Annotated in this window: 24 protein-coding genes; 20 read left to right on the top strand and 4 right to left on the bottom strand. The window is 38.9% G+C overall.

Going from position 1 to position 23,624, the window contains the following annotated elements; genetic code table 11:
- Positions 1-270: 270 nt before the first annotated feature.
- The 5 genes from glpK to dhaM all read left to right on the top strand — a co-directional run bounded on the left by glpK (position 271) and on the right by dhaM (position 4,765).
- Complete coding sequence (gene glpK, locus IGI37_RS13335; RefSeq protein WP_438762478.1) at positions 271-1,785, top strand: glycerol kinase GlpK; 1,515 nt, start codon at positions 271-273, stop codon at positions 1,783-1,785.
- A gap of 152 nt (positions 1,786-1,937) precedes the next feature.
- The gene (locus IGI37_RS13330) at positions 1,938-2,660 is read left to right on the top strand and encodes an MIP/aquaporin family protein (RefSeq protein WP_438762476.1); all 723 of its coding nucleotides are present in this window, start codon (positions 1,938-1,940) and stop codon (positions 2,658-2,660) included.
- 165 nt (positions 2,661-2,825) lie between these two features.
- Complete coding sequence (gene dhaK / locus IGI37_RS13325; RefSeq protein WP_438762475.1) at positions 2,826-3,809, top strand: dihydroxyacetone kinase subunit DhaK; 984 nt, start codon at positions 2,826-2,828, stop codon at positions 3,807-3,809.
- Between the two features lie 13 nt (positions 3,810-3,822).
- Positions 3,823-4,404 (top strand): dihydroxyacetone kinase subunit DhaL, encoded by a 582-nt coding sequence (dhaL, locus tag IGI37_RS13320; protein ID WP_438762473.1) that lies wholly within the window; start codon positions 3,823-3,825, stop codon positions 4,402-4,404.
- On the top strand, positions 4,397-4,765 hold the full coding sequence (dhaM, locus tag IGI37_RS13315) for a dihydroxyacetone kinase phosphoryl donor subunit DhaM (protein ID WP_438762471.1): 369 nt from the start codon (positions 4,397-4,399) through the stop codon (positions 4,763-4,765). Before dhaL ends, dhaM begins: the two co-directional genes overlap by 8 nt.
- A 122-nt stretch (positions 4,766-4,887) precedes the next feature.
- Here the strand turns inward: dhaM and IGI37_RS13310 are convergent, their stop codons facing one another.
- Complete coding sequence (locus IGI37_RS13310; protein WP_438762469.1) at positions 4,888-6,006, bottom strand: NAD(P)/FAD-dependent oxidoreductase; 1,119 nt, start codon at positions 6,004-6,006, stop codon at positions 4,888-4,890.
- Between the two features lie 324 nt (positions 6,007-6,330).
- On the opposite strand from IGI37_RS13310, the gene IGI37_RS13305 reads away from it, so the two are divergent.
- From IGI37_RS13305 to IGI37_RS13295, 3 genes are all read left to right on the top strand, one after another.
- Positions 6,331-7,827 (top strand): phosphomannomutase/phosphoglucomutase, encoded by a 1,497-nt coding sequence (locus IGI37_RS13305; protein ID WP_438762468.1) that lies wholly within the window; start codon positions 6,331-6,333, stop codon positions 7,825-7,827.
- A 274-nt stretch (positions 7,828-8,101) separates the two neighbouring features.
- Complete coding sequence (locus tag IGI37_RS13300; RefSeq protein ID WP_438762466.1) at positions 8,102-8,308, top strand: hypothetical protein; 207 nt, start codon at positions 8,102-8,104, stop codon at positions 8,306-8,308.
- An 84-nt stretch (positions 8,309-8,392) separates the two neighbouring features.
- Complete coding sequence (locus IGI37_RS13295; RefSeq protein ID WP_438762464.1) at positions 8,393-8,794, top strand: organic hydroperoxide resistance protein; 402 nt, start codon at positions 8,393-8,395, stop codon at positions 8,792-8,794.
- A gap of 137 nt (positions 8,795-8,931) precedes the next feature.
- On the opposite strand, the gene IGI37_RS13290 is transcribed toward IGI37_RS13295, so the two are convergent.
- Entirely contained in the window at positions 8,932-9,897 is a 966-nt protein-coding gene (locus IGI37_RS13290; protein WP_438762462.1) for an AraC family transcriptional regulator, read from the bottom strand.
- Positions 9,898-10,079: 182 nt separating this feature from the next.
- Here IGI37_RS13290 and IGI37_RS13285 point away from each other — a divergent pair, with 182 nt between their 5' ends.
- The 6 genes from IGI37_RS13285 (at position 10,080) to IGI37_RS13260 (ending at position 17,261) form a co-directional block, all read left to right on the top strand.
- Positions 10,080-11,309, top strand: coding sequence for a glycosyl hydrolase family 28 protein (locus IGI37_RS13285; protein WP_438762461.1), 1,230 nt, complete (start codon positions 10,080-10,082; stop codon positions 11,307-11,309).
- Between the two features lie 351 nt (positions 11,310-11,660).
- Positions 11,661-12,914, top strand: a complete 1,254-nt coding sequence (locus IGI37_RS13280) for an MFS transporter (protein WP_438762459.1) — start codon at positions 11,661-11,663, stop codon at positions 12,912-12,914.
- Positions 12,915-13,076: 162 nt separating this feature from the next.
- A complete protein-coding gene (gene sapR / locus IGI37_RS13275; RefSeq protein WP_438762457.1) occupies positions 13,077-13,751 on the top strand; it encodes a two-component system response regulator SapR in 675 nt (224 codons plus the stop codon).
- Positions 13,752-13,764: 13 nt separating this feature from the next.
- Positions 13,765-14,790, top strand: coding sequence for a two-component system sensor histidine kinase SapS (sapS, locus tag IGI37_RS13270; protein WP_438762455.1), 1,026 nt, complete (start codon positions 13,765-13,767; stop codon positions 14,788-14,790).
- A gap of 173 nt (positions 14,791-14,963) precedes the next feature.
- Positions 14,964-15,827 (top strand): GRP family sugar transporter, encoded by an 864-nt coding sequence (locus IGI37_RS13265; RefSeq protein WP_438762453.1) that lies wholly within the window; start codon positions 14,964-14,966, stop codon positions 15,825-15,827.
- A 30-nt stretch (positions 15,828-15,857) separates the two neighbouring features.
- Positions 15,858-17,261, top strand: coding sequence for an amino acid permease (locus IGI37_RS13260; protein WP_438762451.1), 1,404 nt, complete (start codon positions 15,858-15,860; stop codon positions 17,259-17,261).
- A gap of 86 nt (positions 17,262-17,347) precedes the next feature.
- Here IGI37_RS13260 and IGI37_RS13255 read toward each other — a convergent pair whose 3' ends face one another.
- Together IGI37_RS13255 and IGI37_RS13250 are read right to left on the bottom strand one after the other, a co-directional pair.
- Complete coding sequence (locus IGI37_RS13255) at positions 17,348-18,541, bottom strand: toxic anion resistance protein (protein WP_438762449.1); 1,194 nt, start codon at positions 18,539-18,541, stop codon at positions 17,348-17,350.
- Between the two features lie 96 nt (positions 18,542-18,637).
- Positions 18,638-19,294 (bottom strand): 5-bromo-4-chloroindolyl phosphate hydrolysis family protein, encoded by a 657-nt coding sequence (locus IGI37_RS13250; RefSeq protein ID WP_438762448.1) that lies wholly within the window; start codon positions 19,292-19,294, stop codon positions 18,638-18,640.
- 222 nt (positions 19,295-19,516) lie between these two features.
- On the opposite strand from IGI37_RS13250, the gene IGI37_RS13245 reads away from it, so the two are divergent.
- The 6 genes from IGI37_RS13245 to IGI37_RS13220 all read left to right on the top strand — a co-directional run bounded on the left by IGI37_RS13245 (position 19,517) and on the right by IGI37_RS13220 (position 23,530).
- Positions 19,517-20,089, top strand: coding sequence for an NUDIX domain-containing protein (locus IGI37_RS13245; protein WP_438762446.1), 573 nt, complete (start codon positions 19,517-19,519; stop codon positions 20,087-20,089).
- Positions 20,090-20,138: 49 nt separating this feature from the next.
- On the top strand, positions 20,139-20,435 hold the full coding sequence (gene macP, locus IGI37_RS13240) for a cell wall synthase accessory phosphoprotein MacP (protein WP_438762444.1): 297 nt from the start codon (positions 20,139-20,141) through the stop codon (positions 20,433-20,435).
- A gap of 15 nt (positions 20,436-20,450) precedes the next feature.
- A complete protein-coding gene (locus tag IGI37_RS13235; protein WP_438762443.1) occupies positions 20,451-21,143 on the top strand; it encodes a 5'-methylthioadenosine/adenosylhomocysteine nucleosidase in 693 nt (230 codons plus the stop codon).
- A 13-nt stretch (positions 21,144-21,156) separates the two neighbouring features.
- The gene (locus tag IGI37_RS13230) at positions 21,157-21,705 is read left to right on the top strand and encodes a cysteine hydrolase family protein (RefSeq protein WP_438762442.1); all 549 of its coding nucleotides are present in this window, start codon (positions 21,157-21,159) and stop codon (positions 21,703-21,705) included.
- A gap of 598 nt (positions 21,706-22,303) precedes the next feature.
- On the top strand, positions 22,304-22,960 hold the full coding sequence (locus IGI37_RS13225; protein ID WP_438762441.1) for a DUF1648 domain-containing protein: 657 nt from the start codon (positions 22,304-22,306) through the stop codon (positions 22,958-22,960).
- Between the two features lie 93 nt (positions 22,961-23,053).
- Positions 23,054-23,530 (top strand): hypothetical protein, encoded by a 477-nt coding sequence (locus IGI37_RS13220; protein ID WP_438762440.1) that lies wholly within the window; start codon positions 23,054-23,056, stop codon positions 23,528-23,530.
- The last annotated feature ends 94 nt before the right edge of the window (positions 23,531-23,624 follow it).

Below are 23,624 nucleotides of genomic sequence, written 5' to 3'. Positions count from 1 at the left end.
ATTTGTTCGAGCCGATAAAATTAAACAGACTATCTTATCCTTCCACACCATGTATCTATTTTGACAAATAACTTGGAGTGTCCAAGATACCAATCGTTTTATTGGTAAAACGTTTACTTTATCGTTTATTATAGAGGTGGTAAACTATAGAGGAAGGAGGTCTGTTTTACGTTTCCTGTTTGTTTTTCTATTTACGAAAGGCAGAGAAGAGACTAGGGCTATTAATGGATCGATTTCAAAAGTGACACGAAGAGGAGTGGAGGAACAAATATGGTTGAACAGTATATTTTATCGATCGATCAAGGAACAACTAGCTCGCGAGCGATTGTCTTTGATAAAGCGGGGAAACAAGTGGCGACTTCCCAAAAGGAGTTCACACAGTATTTTCCAAAAGCAGGATGGGTCGAACACGATGCCAATGAAATTTGGAATTCAGTTCAATCTGTTATTGCAGGCGCTTTAATTGAAGGAAGTTTGCGTCCACATCAAATTTCGGCTATCGGAATTACAAACCAACGTGAAACAACTGTCGTTTGGGATAAAAAGACAGGGGTACCGATTTATCACGCAATTGTTTGGCAGTCAAAACAGACGAATGAAATCGCTGATGAGTTAAAAACGGCAGGGCACAAAGAAATGATCCAAAAGAAAACAGGCTTAATTATTGATTCTTATTTTTCAGCAACAAAAGTGAAATGGTTATTGGATCATGTCGAAGGGGCTCGAAAACGTGCAGAAAACGGGGAGTTGTTATTTGGCACGATTGACACTTGGATTGTTTGGAAGCTGACAGGTGGTAAGGCTCATGTAACTGATTATACCAATGCCAGTCGAACAATGATGTACAACATTTATGATTTGAAATGGGACCAAGAGATATTGGCTTTATTAGATATTCCACTGGCGATGTTGCCTGAAGTTCGTTCGAATTCTGAAATATACGGCTACACTGAGGATTATCATTTTTATGGTCAACAAGTACCGATTGCCGGGATGGCGGGCGACCAACAAGCGGCTTTGTTTGGACAAACGGCCTTTGAAAAAGGGATGGTCAAAAACACCTACGGAACTGGGGCTTTCATCATTATGAATACGGGAGAAGCGCCTATTCTGTCAAACAACGGGTTATTAACAACTATTGGTTATGGCATTGACGGCAAGATCACCTATGCGTTAGAGGGGAGTATCTTTGTTGCTGGGTCTGCTATTCAATGGTTGCGAGATGGGCTTAGAATGTTTACTGACGCGCCAGAATCAGAAGAATATGCCAAACAGGTGCCTGATAGCGACAATGTGTATGTTGTTCCTGCTTTCACAGGGTTAGGTGCACCTTATTGGGACCAAGAAGCTCGAGGGGCAATCTTTGGGTTAACTCGTGGGACAACCAAAGAACATTTTATTCGAGCAACATTGGAATCGCTTGCGTACCAAACGTGTGATGTCGTCAAAACGATGGCAAATGACGCTCAAACGGAGATTAAACTTTTACGAGTGGATGGCGGCGCCTCAAAAAATGAATTATTGATGCAATTTCAAGCGGATATTTTACAAACACCAGTAGAACGAGCAGCCTTCTTAGAAACAACCGCGCTAGGTGTGGCTTATTTGGCTGGTTTAGCAGTTGGTTTTTGGAAAGACCTAGATGAAATTAAAGCGTTGAATCAGACCGGCAATCGATTTGAACCGAAGATGAAAAAAGAGGTTTGCGATAATTTATATGCAGGCTGGCAAGATGCAATTCAAGCAACTATGCAATTTAAGCACCGACCACTTGAACGACAATAGACAATAAACATAAGTTAAATCAATAACAACAAATCAAACTGAGTACACCGATAAACCAACCTACACTATAAGTAGATACACAGAAAAGCTCAAAAAAAGCATAAGAACAAAAACTAAAAACGAAGTCTAAATTTAAGAAAGAAGGAATTCTCATGGATTCATCTGTAATGACACAGTTTATTGGAGAAGTTGTGGGAACAGCAATTTTGGTATTGTTAGGGGATGGCGTTGTAGCAGGTGTGAGTTTAAAAAAGACAAAAGCTGAAGGTGCTGGCTGGATTGCGATCACCTTAGGCTGGGGAGCGGCAGTTTCTATCGGTGCCTATTCCTCAGGGTATCTTTCTTCCGCACACTTAAACCCGGCCGTGACCTTGGGGATGGCAATGGCAGGCAAGATTGGTTGGGATATGGTTGCCCCTTACATTGCCGGTCAATTGATTGGTGCGATTATTGGTGCAATTCTTGTTTATTTACAATATCTACCTCATTGGAAAGAAACAAAAGACTCTGCAACAATTCTCGGTGTGTTCGCAACGGGGCCTGCAATCAGAAGTTATGGTGCCAACTTAGTGAGTGAAACAATCGGTACCTTCGTTTTGGTTTTTGGTTTATTATCATTTTCAACTGGCGATTTTGGTGCTGGATTGAATCCACTAGCCGTTGGTGTCTTAATCATGGCAATCGGTTTATCTCTTGGAGGTACAACAGGCTACGCTATTAACCCAGCGCGAGACTTAGGTCCACGTATTGCACATGCATTCTTACCAATTCCGAATAAAGGAGATTCTGATTGGGCTTATAGCTGGGTTCCAGTGGTTGGTCCAATGATTGGTGGGGCATTAGCAGCCGGTTTATTTATGATTTTACCTATCTAAAGACTCAAAAAGATAGGAATACTTTTAGGTTAACCAAATGGGTGAATAAAAGGTGGTTGTCTTCGTTCTGCAGTATTTTTGATTGCTGCTTTTTGATCAGTATGTTTTGAAAAGCGGCTGAACATGGCGACCCTTTTTTATAGATAACGGAAAAGAGGAAAAGGTATGAAAAAAATTATCAATGATCCAAAAGATGTCTTAACAGAAATGGTAGCTGGTTTGGTGGGCGCTTACCCTGACAGACTTGTGCAGATACCTGAAACCTTCGTCGTAAAAAGAAAAGAAAATGCACAACAAGTAGCTTTAGTGAGTGGTGGCGGTAGTGGACATGAACCAGCACATGCCGGTTTTGTCGGAGAAGGAATGCTGAGTGCGGCAGTCTGTGGGCAAGTCTTTACTTCCCCAACCCCTGATCAAATCTATGAAGCGATTAAAGCGACAAATGAAGGAAAAGGCGTTCTATTGATTGTTAAGAATTACTCTGGGGATGTCATGAATTTTGAAATGGCTCAAGACATGGCTGATATAGATGATATTCCTATCGGCTTCGTTTTGGTAGATGATGATATTGCCGTAGAAGATAGTACCTATACTCAAGGGCGTCGTGGTGTTGCCGGAACAGTTCTTGTTCACAAAATTTTGGGTGCTTGGGCAAAAAATGGGGCAACAGTTCAAGAACTAGAAAAAGCTGGTAAAGAACTGGTACCAAAAATTAAAACAATCGGCGTTGCCTTATCTGGCGCAACAGTTCCAGAGGTTGGAAAGCCTGGTTTTGAATTAGCAGATGATGAGATTGAATTTGGCGTTGGGATTCATGGCGAGCCTGGCTATCGAAGAGAAAAAATTAAAACATCAAAAGAGATGGCACAAGAAATTGTCACAAAATTAAAAGCTGAATTCAAATGGGAAAAAGGTGATACGTATGGTGTTCTTGTCAACGGAATGGGGGCGACTCCATTAATGGAACAATACATCTTCTTTAATGATGTCAAGACAATATTGGCCGAAGAAGGCCTAACGATTACCTTTAGTAAAGTTGGTAATTATATGACTTCAATTGATATGGCCGGTCTTTCATTAACGATGATTCACACAGATCAAGCGATAGTTGAAGCGCTTGAAGCACCTGTTGACACGATTGCTTGGTAAGGGGGAAAAAGAGATGTTTACACCAGAAAATTTGATAGATACAGTCAAACGTTTTGACGAAAAAATTCAAACCAATAAAGATTATTTAAGCGAACTAGATACGCCAATTGGTGATGGCGACCATGGGAACAACATGGCGCGAGGGATGGCCGCAGTCATGGAAACAACGCTCGAAGGAAGTTTGTTTGATGAGTTCAAAACAATTGCAATGACACTTATTAGTAAAGTCGGGGGCGCATCTGGCCCACTTTATGGTACGGCTATGCTAGAAATGGCGAAAGCTAGTAAAGAAACAAATGATCCAGAAACTATTTTACGTGCCGGAATTGATGGCATTGAAAAAAGAGGGAAAGCAGCGTTAGGTGAAAAGACGATGCTTGATCTTTGGATTCCAGCAGTTGACGCATTAAAAGAGGGCACATTAACTTCTGAATTATTGACCACTCTGACAGACAACACAAAAGAGTTGATTGCTACCAAGGGACGTGCGTCTTATGTCGGCGAACGTTCAAAAGGACATATTGATCCAGGGGCAATGTCCTCAAATTATCTTTTCCAATCAATGATAGAAGCGGGGGTTTTTGCTCATGAGTAGTGCAATTCTATTGGTTTCACATGTTGAAGAAATTGCAAAAGGTTTGCAACGTCTTTTGGCAGAGGTTGCAAAGGATGTTACAGTGGTTGTCGCAGCTGGCCTGGAAGATGGTGGCGTCGGGACTTCTATGGAACGGATTTCTAACGTCATTGATGGCTTATCAGAAGAGAGCATTTTAGCTTTCTATGATTTAGGCAGTGCGAAGATGAATTTAGAAATGGCTATGGAAATGACTGACAAAGAAATCCAGTTGTATGATACAGCGTTTATCGAAAGTGCTTATACAGCAGCTGCTCTACTTCAAGCAGGAGCACAAAGAACAATGATTGATGAACAATTAAAAGAGTTAAAAATTAAATAGATAACAAACCGCTAGAACAGCTGAAACGCCTATGTATGTGCTATCTATGAAAAAAGTCTTCACAACCTATCCACTAAGGGAGGCTGCGAAGACTTTTTTGTACACTGAGGTGTTGTGTGCCTTTACTTGTTGGTTTCTTTTTTGATATAAGTATCCATGGACTTTTGATAGGGAGTAGTGTCTATAGACTGATTATGAAAATAATCTGCTAGGAGATAACCGATATAAGGCCCTGTAGTTAATCCTGAAGAACCTAATCCACTAGCTACCACGATAGTTTGATCTTCTAAAGGCCCAAAGAATGGCGCAAAATCGGAGGTGTAAGCTCTAGTTCCTACGCGAAACGTGGGGTTTATTTTTGAAAAGAGCTCATCTGAGTCTAAGAAGGGTTGACTGACTGTCCGTAAGTGCTCATAAGCCTCCTGAGTAGGGTTTAAATCAAATCCGGCCTCATTTTCATGAGTTGCTCCTAACAAAATCGTCCCGTTATTAAAAGGAATTAAATCACTTTCACCGTCGAGCATAGCAACAGGCCATTTTTGACTGTCTTTAAATGCTGTCGTAAAACTTAATAGCTGCCCTTTTTGCGGACGGACATCGACTTGATAGCCAAGTGGGGATAAGAGATTCTTTAGGCCAGGTCCCGCTGTTACAGCTACAAAATCAAAGGTTCCCAGAAGATTACCTGTCACAGCTTCATGAAGTAGCCAGTCAGTTGTTTTTGAGAGAGTTATATTTCTCTTTTCAAAACGGATACCATTCGCTAATGCTTGCTGCTTTAGTTCCTGCAAATAGGCCGCACCGTCTAATCGGCCACCGCCGGAAATGTGTAGGGAAGGCTGTCGTTTTAGAAGTGGGAGCTGCTTTTGCGTTTCCTCTGCTGTTAATTTTCGAAGTTCACCAATTTCGGGCGCTTCTTTTTTTCTAGATTCGGCAAGGGTAAAAAGCTCTTCTAAATCATTCTTTTTTCTGAGTAGTAAGGTGCCGGATTTTGTATAAACGGACGCATCCAAGTGAAAGTCGCAAACGAGCTTTTCATAAAATGCGGCACCTTCACGGGCTAGTTGATACCATTTTTTATTTCGTCGTTTTGATAACCAAGGGGAGATAATGCCAGCACTTGCTTTGGTTGCTTGTCCTACTTCTGAATCAAACACGGTGATTGCAAATTTCGTTTTATCTAAATAACTGGCTAGCGTCATGCCAATAATACCGCCACCAATAATCGCTATCTTTTTCATCAAATGCCTCCTGCTACTTTTTTTGAAATCAGATTGATTTACTCGTTTATCCAAACCTTTAAGGATAAATCTTTTTCCATTTTGACACAGGGGCGGTTAATAGACAAGATTCCTGTTTCTAGTTACCTGACTTTCTACTTCAATTTACTATAAAGTAAAAAATACCAAAAAAGCTAGTTTATTTTAGGTATTTTTTGCTATAATTAGATTAATCAGATAGAGAGACTCATTATTTTTGAGTAAGTATAATACCCGAGTTCTTGCAACCAGTCGAATGTCGATAAAAATACTAGTAAGTTAATTGATAGAATTGGAGGACTAAAAATGAAAGAAAAAATGAAAGCGTTACAGAATGGATCGGATATACGTGGGATTGCGATTGAGACACCTACTCTTTCAGCAACCTTAACTGAAAGAGAAGTCCACTTAATTGGCCAAGGTTTGGTCAACTGGTTAAGAAGTAAAGGAAATCATCAACCTTTAAAAGTTGGGATTGGTCGTGATAGTCGTCTGAGTGGTCCAAACCTGCAGCAAGCATTGATTGAAAGCTTAGTCTCTCAAGGTGTCGAAGTGCTTGATTTTGGTCTGGCAACAACACCCGCAATGTTCATGACAACACAGTTTAATGAATTTGCATGCGATGCAGGAGTCATGTTAACAGCGAGTCATCTGCCCTACTATTTTAACGGCATCAAAATTTTTAGTCGTGCGGGTGGGGCTGAAAAAGAAGATATTCGTTACATCTTAACCCACACGGATAAGTTGGTGGAATCAGGAGAAACGACTGGAAAAGTAGAGAAGAAGGACATTATTTCGCCTTATGCACAAGATTTAGTTAAAAAGATTCGTAAAGGCATGAAGACAATTGATAAAGAGCCGTTAAAAGGGTTTAAAATTATTGTTGATGCCGGAAATGGTGCAGGGGGCTTTTTTGCCAAACATGTATTACAAGCACTAGGGGCGGATACAGCTGGTTCACAATTTTTGGAACCGGATGGACATTTCCCTAATCATATTCCTAATCCTGATAACAAGGAAGCTATGGCGAGTATCCAAGCAGCCGTTATACAAAATAAAGCTGATTTGGGTGTCATCTTCGATACAGATGTTGATCGTTCAGCTGTGGTAGCGAAAAACGGCGAAGTAATTAATCGCAACAATTTGATTGCGGTTTTGAGTAAAATTATTTTGAGCGAACATCCCGGTACCAGTATTGTGACGAATTCACCGACCTCAAATCACTTGAAAGACTTTATCGAAGAAAATGGGGGCAAACAAGTTCGTTATATTTCTGGTTATCGTAACGTCATTAATAAATCAATTGCTCTGAACAAAGACGGAATTGATAGTCAGCTAGCGATTGAAACCAGTGGCCACGCTGCTTTCAAAGAAAATTACTTTTTAGATGATGGGGCTTATGTAATTGCTAAAATACTTATGTTGCTACCGACATTAAAAGAAAATGGCCAAACTTTAGACACGTTAATTCAAGAATTGAAGCAACCAAAAGAAACAAAAGAAGTGCGGCTTCGTTTGTTAGAGGCAGAGTATAGACTCTTGGGAGAAAAAGTCATCTCGGAACTTCCGGAGTATTTGAGCGCGGAAAAAGGCTATACGGTGGACTTAGAAAATGAGGAAGGCATTCGGTTTACCGTCTCAGATCCGTATGGTAGCGGGTGGTTTTTACTGCGCATGAGTTTGCATGAACCCTTACTCGTATTGCAGATTGAAAACGATGTTGTAGGCAACAATCAGCTAGTTATTGAAAAACTGTCAAAATTCTTCGATAAATATCCGTCTATTGAAAAAAATCAAATTTAATGCATTTTATTTTTGAGAACTGCATGATTCCGCTTGCATTTTTGGCCAATTTTGTCCATTATGTAGAATAGGAAATAAAAAAGTGCGTGTGAAGAGCGCACTTTAGTACATAAATAAATACGGAAAAATTTATTTAAGATAGATGAATGAATTGAGGTTGGGACAGATTGCGCTGCTTTTGTGCCCACCGTTTATCTGATGCTGTGGTGGTATTAGATTCCTTGAAAGGGCAGTCATTCTAGTAAAAAAGGTGTCGTTATTTGAGGTGGAAAGAATGTTAGTTAAATTTATAGTGGTTATGACGGTCTTTACGTATGGAACCAATTTTTTGGTGTATCTCTATTTGAAAAATCAACGAAAAGCAGATATCTTAGAAAAGATCTCCGTTTACTTTGGAATCAACATGTCAGTCATGCTCATTGATGGTATTTTATTGTTTTTCGGGAAATTAGTTGAGGATGGCATTCTACTTCTTGAATAATTCACAAGGCGAATCTTTTGTTTTCTGATCCAAAAGTCACTACAATAAGCTTATAGGATGAATTAAAAAGAGGAGTGAAGGACAGTGAAAAAGGTTTATGAAACAGCAATGATTAACCATGGTGGTCGTGAGGGTGAAGTAGCAGCCCCAAATGGAACCATGAAGATGAAGATTACGGCCCCAAGTATTCACAGTGAAGGAACCAATCCGGAACAATTGTTTGCAGCAGGTTATGCTTCTTGTTTTAATGGTGCTCTTCAACATATTCTGAAAGAAGAAGGTATAACAGCCGATTCAGAAGTGAAGGCTCGTGTGTCTCTTTATACATTAGACGATGGTGGTTACACAATCGGTGTCATTTTGGAAGTGCATCTTGATGGATTAGAAGCAGCGGTTGCTAAAGAAATGGTGGACAAAGCGCATGCATTTTGTCCATACTCTAAAGCAACAAAAGGAAATATTGAAGTTGAATTAGTTCTTGTATAATAAAAATCAAAAACAGTCGCGAATTCGTTCGTGGCTGTTTTTTTTATGGGCTCTTTGTTAAATGAGGTTGGGACATAGCTTGTAGAGTCCCAGCCTCTTTTATTATAGAGTCGTTTTGACGTCTGGCAGAGAATCTTTTAGTCATTCAGTAACTCCTTAATCATCTTTTTTAAGGCATCTTCGCCAAACTGATTAGGTAAAGGTGAGCTTGGGTCAACGGCTTGTGTATTTAAGTGAGTAGTTGAGTAGGTTTTTCTATAAGCGGTTGGCGTGACACCCACTTTATTCTTGAAGATACGCATAAAATGTTTAGAATCGCCAAAGAATGAATGCTCCGCTACTTCTTCAATTGAGTCTATCGTAGTGGTTAGCAAGTATTTGGCGTGGGTCAATTTTGCTTGCAGAATGTATTCTTTCAGACTTACTCCTTGTTCTTTACGAAACAATCGTGTTAAATAGTTGGCATTCATTTCAAACTGTTCAGCAATCTCCGTAATCGTTAACTCTTTATATAAATGCACGCGAATCCACTCGGCAACATATGCTGTCTTTGCCGAAGTATGATTGACCTTCTTAGCTAATTGATTCAAGTAATCATCACTTAAGGCAGTTAGTAAGCCACTTGCTAAAAAGTCTGTTCCTCTATTTGAGTAGGAATAACTAGCGTTTGCGGTCAGCAGCTGCTTAACCAATAACTCCATTTGCTGCTTATTCTGTAGTGTAAATTGTGTAGGTAGGACACTGGCATTTATAAAACGACTAGCTAGCTTTTGTTTGGCAATCTGTTCCAAATCTTCTTTCAACAATTCTTCATTGATCTCTTCCCAGCTGGCCAAAAAGTGAAGCCAGTAAAATTCAATCTCTTCAGAGGTTTCTTTTGTTCCAAAAACAGTGGCTAAAGGTGGAATCAATGTACAGGACCCTTCTTTAATTATCAGCTCTTGTTCATTTATTTGGAGTGTGAACGCGCCCTTTGTTGCCAAAATTAATTCAAACTCTTCAGAATGGACATGAGGTTTATGTTTCCAGGGAACACCTTGTTCAGATAGAAAGACCCCAGCCCACACTAATAAAATCGGTTTCTCAAGAGAAATAGCATACATAAATGAACTCCTTTAAAAAAGTCAGATTTCAACACTTAATCTATTAGTCAAACAGTTATTCTTGGATTTAAGTGTCATTATACTAGTTATTATACAGGTTCACAAAAAAGATAACAGAAAAACAGGTGGAAAAATTAGACCTCGTTTAGTAAAAATAAACTATTTTTGAAGGGATGAAGAGGATGCAAAAACGCACGATATATAAAGTAGAAGATTACGGTGTAGTACCAAATCGCAACGAGATCCAAACGATCAGTATTCAAAAATGTATCGATGCTTGTCGAGATAATGGTGGGGGGATCGTCCATTTTTCAAAAGGGAGCTATACAATTGGAAGCATTCGGCTATACAACAATATCACTCTATACTTGGCTTCTGGGGTTGAGTTAAATGGCAGTAAAAATTTAATGGATTATCAAGATTTCCGAGTACCCAGCACGATTAGTTACCTTAAAGATGCGTATTATGTAACAAAATGGCATTTACCAAATTATTACTTTTATGGAATGATTACGGCCTTTCAAGCGGAGAATATTCAGATCATTGGAGAGCCAGGATCAGTAATCAATGGTCAGGACGTGCTTGATAAAAATGGAGAAGAGGGCTTTCGTGGACCGATGGGAATCGTGATGTCTCAAGTGACTAATGTGAAGCTGTCTGTCTATCAATTTAAAAAGAGTGCCAACTGGTCTCATGTCTTAGATGGCTGCAATCAAGTGGAAATTAGCGAAACAACCATTACAGCAGGGCACGATGGGTATAATTTACATCATTCAAAAAATATTACAATTCAAAATAGTCGCTTTGAAACAGGTGATGATTGTTTAGCTGGTTACGATATTACGAATCTAGTTGTTAAAAATTGTTATCTGAATACTGCTTGTAACAGTTTACGTTTGGGGGGTGAGCAGATAAGGATGATTGATTGTACGTTCACTGGACCAGGGCGCTATCCTCATTTATCAGAGGACACTTACTATACTCATGGCCTCTTCAAATATTATTCGATGGATGCAGATAGCCTATTAACCAACAAAGAGTCGATTGAGTTTGAAAATTGTAAAATCAATCAAGTAGGCAAATTATTTTCCTATGATTATGGAAAAAAAGAGCTGATGCAAAATAATCATCCACTGAAGCGGATAGTGCTCAAGGATATGACCATTGCTAATATTACTGAGACCTCAATTGTTAAAGGAAACGGCGAACCGATTCAACTTACTTTTGATCAGGTGAAGTTCACAGAAATTACAGCTACACCCTTTCTGGAGATTGATGAATCAACAAGCATAGAATTGATTAATGTGATGTTTACAGAGCCCGTAACTATTGAACAATTAGGAAAAGAGCCGCTTGTTTTAGAAAAGAATGTCACTAGATTAGTGAATGCTCAACAAGAAGAGCACAAATAGAAGGAATCTTAAATAAAATGAAAAGGGAAGTGAGCAGTATATTCTGTTTCCTTTCCTTTTTTTGATAAAAAGCGGATCCGTTATAAATATTCTTATGGTTAGTTTTATAGACAAGGTCTTCTAGTTTACCTGGTGTTGATAAACTGGAAGGATAACAAATAATTGTTCAAAGAAATCTAAAAATACTTTGGCTTTCTTATTCGGTTCTTTTTTGCATGCAGTTAATTTATTCAGCTACGGTCTACGTCTTAAGTCCCAGTGTAGTTCATCCTCTAGCCTGTGTGCGGTGTCATTTCTGAGTGATACTCTTAACTTAAAGGAAATTTAAACTTTTGAAAGTTAGGTGAGGGAATGAAGAAGAATTTATTATTTTTATTGTTAGGCCAGGTTATTTCTGTTTTTGGTGGAGCGATTCTGCGGTTTGCATTGTCCTTATATGTTCTTGATCAGACGGGGAGAGCAGATATATTTGCCACGATTTTGGCGATTTCTAGCATTCCTGTATTATTTGCGCCAATTGGTGGGGTAATCGCGGATCGGTTTAATCGAAGAAATTTAATGGTCTTAATGGATGTGGCTAATGCTATTTTAGCGGTTGCTTTATATTTTGTGTTGGGGACGAGTCAAGCGATTTTCCTCATCGGGTTGTTACTTTTTATTCTGTCAATTGTCGGAAGCTTTGACACACCGGTTGTTTCAGCAAGCATTCCGCTATTAGTGAAACAAGAAGATTTAGAAAAAATCAATGGTTTAGTAAATAGTGTTCTCTCCTTATCAAATGTTGCAGCGCCAATACTTGGTGGGATTTTGTATAGCTTATTAGGGGTTGAAACCTTGGTAATCAGTACGACTATTTTCTTTGTGGTCGCAGCTTTAATTGAGAGTATGTTGCAGATTCCGTTTGAAAAACGACCCATGGACCAGAGCCCTCTGCGTACACTAACTGCTGATTTGAAAGAAGGCGTGTTGGAAGTAAAAAACAATCGTATAATCCGCAATGCAGTGATTATTGCTGCATTAATCAATTTTTCTCTGGGTTCGTTTTTTATTGTTGGGATTCCAGTTGTCTTGCGTGTCGTATTAGGAGCAAGTAACTCAATGTACGGCATTGGCATGTCAGTGATTAGTCTATCAACGATTATTGGTGCCGTATTTGCTGGGTATTTTGCCAAGAAGTTATCGCTAAAAACCTTGTATCGAACCTTCGCTTTATCTGGCATATTGATAATTATTATGAATATCGGCCTTCAATTTTCTGGGAATTCTGTGGGAAACATCATTGGTTGGATCCTCTTTTTTGCAACAGGACTACCGATTGGGATGTTGATGAGTATTATCACAATTTATCTAATTAGTATGGTTCAACGAATTACGCCTAAACAAAATTTAGGCAAAATTATGGCAATCATTGTGGGTGTTTCGCAATGTGCGATGCCGATTGGTCAAGTTCTTCTTGGTATGCTATTAAAACAAACAAATAATCACCTATTCTTCCCAATGACCTTAATTGCTGGGCTGATTTTACTGGTTTCTGTCTGGTGTTTTCATTTGTTTAAACATACAGAGGATTCGGATATTCAGATGAGTGAAAAGATTCATGTCTGAATTTGGTTATTTCATCCTTGGAGATTTATAAAAATAAGGTATAATAAGTTCAAGATAGCCGTTTATCTTGAGCTTTTTTAGAGGATTAGAAAATAGAGTGTTATTTTTTATTCAAACGCTGAGATTCATAACGGCGAGGAGTGGGAATGGAGGGCCAAATGTATGGCTAAAGTAATGATTGTAGAAGATGAGGCGGTTATTCGCCAATTATTAATGGAAGAGTTAGAAAAATGGCAATTTACGAGTTTTGGAACGACCAATTTCAATCAAGTCTTTGAAGATTTTGAAAGAGAAGATCCTCAATTAATCTTGTTAGATATAAATTTACCTGTTTATGACGGTTATTATTGGTGTCAAAAAATTCGTGAGGTGTCAAAAGTCCCAATCATTTTTATTTCTAGTAGAAATACCAATATGGATATGATTATGGCGATGAATATGGGCGCGGACGATTTCGTGACAAAACCGTTTCAATTGGATGTTTTGATTGCCAAAATTAATGCCTTGTTACGCCGGTCTTATAACTATGTCGAAAATTCGAATGAGATGATGACGCATAATGGCATCACATTGAATGTGGATAATGGTAGTATGGAAATCAATGGAGAAATGATTAATCTGAGCAAAAATGAGTATCGTTTGTTATATATTTTAATGAAACAGCATGGGAAAATTCTGACCCGTGAAAAGCTTTTACGTGCGCTTTGGGATGATGAACGTTTTGTAGATGACAACACGCTGACGGTTAATATTAATCGGTTGAGAAAAAAGATTCAACAAGCGGGACTTGAAAACTATATTGAAACGAAAGTTGGGCAAGGCTACATTGTCCCTTAGATAAGGAGAAATCATGACGGTCAAAAAATATATCAAGGATGAATGGTTATTGATCGTGGGCTGGCTCTTTTTTGTGGCGATGACCGGATTAATCATGTGGTTGACTCCAGGACTCATCATGGATTGGTCAACGATTGGCTATTTGTGTGTAGTAGAAGGGGTCTTGTTAATTATTTTTATGACGGCTCATTTTGTTTTAAAAAAGAACTGGTGGGACAAGCTGACGCTTACTGAAGAGACGTCTACCCTACAGAATTACTTGGAGGGTGCTAATTCGCAGGAGGAGCAGCTAGTACAAGACTACATCAATCAGATTATCCGCGAGCACCAAGAAGTTATGCAATCAGCAATTAGCAATCAACAAGATCAAAAGGATTATATTAATTCATGGGTGCATGAAATCAAGGTGCCTCTTGCGGCTACGCAATTAATTGTTCACTCTATCGAATATGATATTGATGATAAGAAGTTTATGTTACTTGAAAACGAGCTTTCCAAAATTGATGAATACGTTGAGCAGGTTCTCTATTATGCTCGCTTGGATAGTTTTTCTAGAGACTATCTAATCCGCGAGTATTCACTGAAAACAATTATTCAGCCTGTTATGAGAAGCCAGGCCAACTATTTTATTCAAAAAAATATCCGCTATTCAATTATTGGTGAGGATGAAATTGTTCTAACGGACGGAAAATGGGTCAGCTTCATTTTTCGGCAATTGCTAAGTAATGCGATTAAATATACGCCCAACGATGGCGAGATTATCATTACAATCGCTAAAAGAGGAAGTGGCACGGTTCTTTCGTTGAAGGATACAGGGATTGGAATTCCTCAACAGGATATCCGGAGAATTTTTGATAAAGGCTTTACTGGAGAAAATGGCCGGTTAAGCGAAGAACATTCAACGGGGCTGGGGCTCTATTTAGCGAAGAGCTTGGCAGAAAAATTGGGGATAGAGCTTTCCGTTCATTCTGCTGAAAATAAGGGCACAACGATGGAGTTATTTTTCCCAGAATTAACCTTTTATTCGAAAGACACGTAGAGACTTCCTAAGAAAATGATGAGGGTTAGCCGATAGATTCCCTAGAAAACGTAAAAAATAAATTTCGTTATCTGAGAAAACCGTGATAATCATGGTTTTTTTCTTGTGTAGCGAGCGTTTTCTTTGTTAAACTCAGTCCTTGAATTGAATGTCAAAAACGATAGGAGAACAAAATGGATATTTTAATTGCATTGGTTCCGATGTTCGCTTGGGGAAGCATTGGGCTTGTTAGTGGAAAAATTGGTGGGGATGCCAATCAGCAGACATTAGGTATGACAATCGGCGCATTTTTGTTTTCAATCGTAACACTTTTTATTTTACAACCCGCTGTAACTAGTTGGATTTTATTTATTGGGTTTTTATCTGGCTTGTTTTGGAGTGCTGGACAAAATGGGCAATTTCACGGGATGAAATATCTCGGTGTGTCTGTGGGATTACCTTTATCGACTGGCATGCAGCTCATTATAAATACTGTGGCAGGAGCAATCTTTTTTCATGAGTGGACCAAGAGTCAGGATTTTCTTGCTGGTAGCTTAGCCCTGATTCTTTTGGTATTAGGCGCGTATCTAACCGCCAAACAGGATCCTACGAGCCAGATTGAGCACAATCGTATGTTTAACTTTGGGAAAGGATTTCGGGCACTGATTATTTCAACAATCGGTTATGGGTTATATACGATTTTAATTACTTGGGCGAAAGTCGATCCAGCGGCCGTCATCTTTCCTCAAAGTCTAGGGATGCTAGTGGGCGCTAGTCTTTTTGCTTTCAAAAAGGTCTCGATTAACCGGTTTGTTTGGAAGAATATGTGGAGTGGGCTTTTATGGGGAGCAGGCAATGTTTGTATGTTATTGACGCTTCAAAAAGTCGGTCTAGCGGTTAGCTTCTCACTTTCACAAATGGGAATTATTATTTCAACATTAGGTGGAATCTTTATACTAGGTGAAGCAAAAACCAAAAAGGAAATAACTTATGTAATTCTGGGTTGCCTTTTGATAATTTGTGGTGGTATTCTGTTAGGGTACATGAAAACAACCTAACAAAAGATGAAGAACTGAGCGGAGGCTAAAATGGATATTTTTCGAAAAAAAACGATTGAACCAGCTTCACTGAAACCGAGTGGAATGAAAAAAGAGTTAAAATCAACAGACCTGATTATGTTGGGGATTGGCGCAATTATTGGTACAGGAATTTTTGTTGTAACTGGGGTGGCAGCAGCAGAGACGGCCGGACCGGCATTGATTATTTCCTTTATCTGTGCAGCATTTGTGGTGATTCTTTCAGGACTTTCCTTTGCAGAGTTTGCTTCACGAATCCCGGTATTAGGAGGGCCTTACGCTTATATTTATGTGGTTTTTGGTGAAATAGCGGCTTGGATGACTGGCTGGTTTTTCATTTGTGAATGTTTTCTGGCGATTTCCTCGGTTGCTTCGGGTTGGTCAGGCTATCTACAAGGATTTCTAAGTAGTGCAGGAATAAAACTACCAGTAGCATTGACAGCTGCCTATAACGCCGAAAAAGGGACGTATATTGATATTATTGCTGTGTTAGTGTTAATTGCAGTAACCTATTGGGTCTCTCTTGAAGCCAAAACAGCCTTACGCTTGAACAACATAATGGTGTATGTCAAGTTTGGTATTATTTTATTGTTTATCGTCTTTGGCGTATTTTTTGTGAAGCCAGGGAATTGGCAACCATTTATGCCAAAAGGTTTCTCTGGTGTCTTAGATGGGGCTGCGATTGTTTTCTTCGCTTTCTTGGGATTTGATTCGGTGGCAATGGCGGCCGAAGAAGTCAAAAATCCTCAAAAGGATGTACCAAAAGGAATTATTGGCTCGATCGTGATTGCTACAGGGTTATACATTGTTGTGACATTAATTTTGACAGGGATTGTTCCTTTTGATCAATTGAATGTTAAGGATCCAGTTGCTTTTGCTATGCGTTATGTTAATCATGGAGTTGTGGGTTCAATTATTTCTGTAGGAGCGATTTTAACCTTACTTACTGTGACCATTTCGATGATGTATTCTCTAGCGCGTGTGTTATATGCGATTAGTAAGGATGGCTTGTTACCGAAGTTTATGAGTCACTTGGATGAAAAAAGACGAACACCCAAAAATGCGACATATGTTGCAGGTGTCGTCGCAATTATCTTTGCCGGCATTTTTCCTTTAAATCTATTAGCAGAGTTTACCAATATTGTGGCCTTAATGCATTTGATTTTGGTCTCACTTGGTTTACTAAAACTAAGAAAGATGAAAGGTTTGCCTAAAAAAGGGGAGTTTAAGGTTCCATGGGTCCCAGTATTACCCATCGTGTCTATCTTGACCTGCTTGTTCTTAATGGTAAGACTTGATGTTGCTACATGGATTGTCTTTTTTGTCTCAGTTGTTGTCGGCTTGGCGATTTATTTTGGTTATGGGTATAAGCACAGCCTCTATGAACAAAAGAGCAAACCTCAGCAAAGTAAATAAACGTAGAGATAAAAACAAACATAAGTTATTCAAATGAACAAAAAACGTCGTGCGAAAAATTTTCGCCGACGTTTTTTTGTATTTTATTATTGAGTTAATTCGAGCAATTTGTTCTTTAAATCTTCTTCCATGTGGCCTAATTCAATCTCAGCCGCACGACGTTTTTCGGTTCCTTCTTTTTGAATACGTAATGTTTCTTGGATTGTTTCCACCAAATCATTTTGTGTTTGTTGTAAGGTTTCCACATCCACGATACCACGTTCATTTTCTTTTGCTGTTTCGATAGCAGAAATTTTGAGCATCTCTGAATTTTTCTTCAATAAGTCATTGGTTGTCTCAGAAACCTGACGTTGAGCGGTTACCGCATCTTTTTGACGTAGGAGAGTGAGGGCGATGACGACTTGGTTTTTCCATAAAGGAATCGCCGTATTGACAGACGCTTGAATTTTTTCGGCTAGTGCTTGATTTGTGTTTTGAATCAGACGAATCTGCGGCGCTTGTTGAATCGTAATTTGACGAGCCAAACGTAAATCGTGCGTTCGTTTGTCAAGACGATCTAAGAACTGTGAATAGTCATTAACTTGTTGTACATCCATTTGTTCTTGTGTCTCTTCCGCACGCTTGATGGCTTGAGGAATCGTTGTTTTCTGCAATTCCTCCATCTTCAATTCACCAGCTGCAATATAAATATTCAACGCATCAAAATAATCTTTGTTCTTTTGATAAAGCTGTTCAAGCATCAAATTGTCTTTTAACAAACCATCTTTTTCTTTATCTAACTTGACGGCAATTTTATCAATTTGTGCACCAATTTTTTGGTATTTGGCGGTTACCTCATAAATTGATTGTTTGACTTTCCCAAACACGCGCATGAAGATATTTCCTTCTCCGGCACGTAGTTCATCAGGGTTGGCTTCTTGCAAACGATACATCAATTCAGTTAGTGAGTCACCAACTGGGCCGATATCTTGTGCTTGTACATGGTTTAGCATCGATTGTGAGAACTCGCCAAGCTTTGTTTGGGCAGCCGATCCGTAAGTAATGATTGATTGTGAATCTGTTGTATCAATCTTTGAAGCAAGTTCTTGTGCTTGCGCTTGTCGTTCTGCAGGCAATTTATCAATCAATCGAGGTGCTGCTTGTTGTTCTTGTAAAGCAGAAATCTCCGTTTGTTGAGTAGCTGTCAAAGAGTCGACAGGAGTTGAAAAAGGATTGTTCAATAAATCTTCTAATGTATCATTAACGGGTGTTACTTCTTTTACTGGTTTTAGTTCATCCATAAATGTTCCTCCTAATACAGTGATTACGAATAAGTTTTTTTGAATTTTATGATAGATGGAATAAAAAGTGGGGGTCAAACGTCCCACTTTTATCTATTATACCCTATTATCACGCTTTAGGCTTTGTTTGGCAACGGTTAATTCTATGTCCAAATCTTCTAAATCTTCTTCCACAAATTTTTGATAATCTTGGGCAATCAGTGCAGCAACTTGATCAATAATTTGAGCACTTTCTTCCAATTTTTCATAGGTTTGTTTGTTTTTTAGCTCATGATTATTAATTTCGATATACTTGTTTGTCAAATCAACCATGTTCGGTAAGTGCGTATATAAAAAGTGACTGGCAGAGTGTAGCTTCGTTGGGTCTTTGGTTAACTCTTTAAATAAGGCTTTAGAAGCTTTTACTGTATTCTGACGAAGGTCAATCGCTTTTAATTTTGCAGTACCGCTCATATTTTCTTGTAACTGAACAATCTGTTGTTTCGTATGATTCATCGTATTACGGAAAAGATCAACCTCACGATCAGTCATTCCGAGCTCCTCATAGTGCGCCTCTTTTTCTCTTGTTAAGACGGGTAAGCTTTCTTCTGATTTGCCTTTTCTCTTATTGAAAATGAGTAGGCCGATAAAAATAAACCCGCAAATTAGTAAGAAAATCAGTATGTCTGGCAGACCGTTTTCTAATAAGAAATACAAAACAAGCACGAGCCCGATTAAAGGAAGCAGTTTACGAAATCTTTTATTTTTTTTCATTGAATTCCCTCCTATCCCGTTCATGGGGATACATTATATAGTTTTAGTTACTTCGTCTTAACTACAAGACCATTTTAGCACAGTTAGCTAGGGAAAGAGTATCGGACTAAAGGTGGATTTTTGGAATTTAGAGAATTTATAAGAATTACCTGTTTCTCTTAAAGAAAAATTGAAAAAACTCCTAGAAACAGGTATGATAACAAAGAAAGTTAGGTGAATAGCATGCGAAAATTTGAGGAATTTGAAGAAAAGACAATTGCTCGTAAAAATATTTTTAAGGGGCACGTGATTGAAGTCGTTATAGATGATGTTCAATTACCCGATGGTGGAACAGCTAAACGTGAACTAGTTTTTCATAATGGCGCGGTTGGGATTATTCCAATTACACAAGACGGTCGAATTCTTCTAGTCAAACAATTTAGAAAACCTTTGGAGAAAGTCATCTTAGAGATTCCTGCAGGCAAAATTGATCCTGGTGAAGAGACACAACCAGAAAAGACTGCAAGAAGAGAGTTAGAAGAGGAGACTGGTTATAAAGCAGCTTCTTGGACAACCGTCTCGACGATGTATTTATCACCAGGATTTTCAAACGAAAAGATGGTCATTTATTATGCAGAGGGGTTAACAAAAGTTGAGAATCCACTAGCACAGGATGAAGATGAAGTTCTTGAGCTTTATGAATTCACACTTGAAGAAGCCAAAAAAGAGATTGAAAAGGGAACGATTTGCGATTCCAAAACGCTCTATGCTATTCAATACTGGGAGTTACAACAACGAACGCCACTCAAAAATTAAAAGAATTCTATTCTATAGAGGATAGAAGCAATAAGGAAGTGTAAGAGGTATGAGCAAAGGTCCCTTAGTAACTCGCTCTGAATTACGAAAGAGGCGTGAAGAAGAGGCTGATTTGTCGGAAAAACAGATAAAACAACAACTCAAACAAACCAATAAAGACTATGACAGACAAGAAAAAGAAATTTCTAGTTTTTATCGGAAAGAGCAAAAAAAGGCCAAAGCGATCACAAAAACTCGCGCAGGTGAGCAAATAAAAATGCGCGAACGTAACAAATTTTTAAACAAGTCATTACTAATTGTAGCTGTACTGTTGATTATTGTTGTATTAATGGTTATCTACTTATAAGAAAGAGGAACAAAGATGAAAATTGGTATTATTGGAGCGATGGAACAAGAAGTTAAAATTTTGCGTGAGACAATGGAGGCTCCCGTATCATGGGAGCGCGCTGGCGCATTATTCATTTCGGGCACACTAGGCAAACACGAGGTAATTGTTGTCCGTTCAGGGATTGGGAAGGTGCTTTCATCTATTACAACGAGTCTGTTGATTCAACAATATGGGGTGAATATGGTCATTAACACTGGTTCAGCTGGCGGGATTGGTGAAGGCCTTCGCGTGGGTGATCTAGTGATTTCTGACAAGCTTGCGTATTTTGATGTGGATGTGACAGGTTTTGGTTATGAGCCTGGCCAGTTACCTGGTATGCCGTTATATTACGAGGCAAGTGGTTACTTGAAAGCCGAGATGGGCAAAGCTGCTAAAGCGACCAGTCATACCGTTCGAGAAGGGTTGATTGTAACAGGCGATAGCTTTATCAACTCTCCGGATAAAATGAAAGAAATTTTAGCTAAATTCCCTGATGCACTGGCTTGTGAGATGGAAGGCGCGTCAATTGCTCAAACTGCGATGCAATTCAATATTCCATTCCTTGTTGTGCGTGCAATTAGTGATACAGCAGATGAAGCAGCGACACAAAGCTTTGATGCCTTTATTGAAGAGGCTGGAAAACGCTCGGCCGAAATGGTGATTGAGTTTGCCAAACATTTAGTCTAGGAGGATACATCAAATGAGAGCTTTACTTTCGATTGATTACACCAATGATTTTGTGGCAACAGAGGGTCAGTTAACGACTGGTCTACCGGGTCAAGCAATTGAAGAGGCTTTAGTTAGCCTAACCCAATCATTTATCGAATCAGGAGATTATGTCGTTTTTGCTATTGATGCGCATGATGCAACAGATACTTATCATCCTGAAAATAAACTATTCCCACCACATAATTTGATTGGCACAAAAGGCCGAGAATTGTACGGCAAACTCTTTGATGTTTACCAAGAAAACAAAACAAATCCTCGCGTGTATTGGATTGATAAGCGTCACTACTCAGCGTTTAGTGGCACTGATTTAGCCATTCGTTTACGCGAAAGAGGGATTACAGAACTTCATTTAGCAGGTGTCTGTACCGATATTTGCGTCCTTCATACAGCAATTGATGCCTATAACTTAGGATTCAAATTAGTCATACATGAAAAGTCCGTCGCTAGCTTTGATCCAATCGGTCACAAGTGGGCATTAAGACACTTCAAAGAAACCCTAGGCGCAGAAGTCAACCCCTAAGACCTGATGAAAGATAAAGACACTCATAAATAGTACAAAACGGACGATTCACCCATTCTAAAAAAAGGTGAATCGTCTTATTTGCCAGTCCCGCTAGTATAGGAGCCTTTAGCGGGATGGTAGGCGTGAGGCGATAATACAAAATGGCACATTTTGTTACCTTATAACAAGCCTTAGCTGCCAGTCCCACTTTTGTAGGACCATCTAGTTGCCAGTTCTACTTGTATAGGACCATTTAGTAGAATGGTAAGCGCAGTGCGATACTAGTGAAATGTTTCATTTCACTTCCTTCAAATAGCACTAGCAGGGATGGTATGCGCGGAGCGATAAGGCGAACTGGAACAGTTCGCGAACCTTTAAAATAGCTCTAGCACCCAGTCCCGCTTTTGTAGGATCATTTCACCTGTATCGCACTAGAAAGGATGCTAGGCGCAGTGCGATAAGGTAAACTGAAACCAGTTTACTGACCTTAAAAAAAGCATTAACTTTTTTAAGCAGGCAAACTTTTTTCATAATTATCTTCGTAAATAATGATGAAAAGGTGTACAATTATGGTGAAAAAGCTTCAGACAGTATTTTTCAGAAAGAAGGAGCACTCATGATTCATACGTTGACAAGCAACTATTCACGTATTCAAAAGTTAAATTATTTATTTCTTATCTGTTCGCTAGCACTCAGCAGTTATTTATTCCTCCATTTGCCAGCGCAAGTACCGACCTATTTTGATTTTTTTGGAACACCTAGTAATATGGGTGGCAAAGCGATTGTCTGGGGTTTTCCGCTGATATTTTTAGTTAGTCGCTTTCTTTTTAGTGAGAACAGACTTCCCCGCCTTTTTGCTAGTTGGACAGCCCATAATAATGCTGTAAAAATTGGTTGTCTCGGGCTTGAGCTTCTTTTGTGGTGTTTTATTTTTAGAGTAAACCAATGTACTTTGGTTTACTCTAAAAAGCTAACTGGGAGAGGAGTAGCGCACATGCACAACACACTGACTCATTTGGATAGCGAAACAGCGATTATTTATTTAGGATTTGCCGTCACGGCGTTCTTACTTTTAATGGCTCTCCTGACAAAATTCTCAAGTGGCCTGTTTTTGGCACGAACGTTTCTGGGTTTTCAAAAAGATCGTTACCACCCTAACTATAAAAAAGAGCGAGCAGTGGGTGCCCACTATCGACGATTTGTTTTTCGGTATATTAGTCCAATATTTATAGGGTTTGCAGTACTCTCTTTGATGAAGTTATTACAAGGATAGGCTACAAGCAAGATTATCCATTGAATATTATTTATTTAGGTATTTTTTTCATAAGATACGTTATATAATTTATAATAGAGAAAGGGTGGTAAGATGAATCGCGAATATTCAATAAAAGTACATGATAATATTATTGCCAATACAGAAGCTTGGGTAGAACAGTTCGAGGAGTCAACCTATTTTAAAAAGTTGACCAAAGCTCAAAAATCGGATGCGCAGTTTATCATTGAATTGTTCACTGATTGGAGTTACGGTTATGAGCTGAGACGACCACGAGAATGGACTCAAAACTCTTTATACTCAGTGTTACTGGATCCGTTTCCGCGTAAAATCACTGCAGAAAGTGCTTTTTTCAAGAGGGTGGAGCCTGTGTTAACGCAATATTTTTTGTTTTTAGAAGAGCTAGGAAAAATCAAAAACAGTAAAGCTTTGATTAAGACGCTCAAGGAAGTGGCACCAGAAATGGTTGCTAGAGAAAAAGATCCTGCTGGATGGGGGTTTGCTAAGCAGCTAATGTCTTCAAGTGATTTATCTGACTTTGATCTTGACATAGATTATTTAAATCTGTGATTCGTTTACTTAGTGACACAAACTGTTTAAGGATTCTCAGTTATTTAAGAGCGATGCTAAGCTATCTGAGGTGGTGGTTACCGCACATGATTAT

It is taken from the genome of Enterococcus sp. AZ194 (assembly GCF_051713825.1).
Taxonomy (GTDB): domain Bacteria; phylum Bacillota; class Bacilli; order Lactobacillales; family Enterococcaceae; genus Enterococcus_K.
Note: the sequence above shows the minus strand (reverse complement) of the source record. Positions and strands in the feature narration are given on the sequence as shown.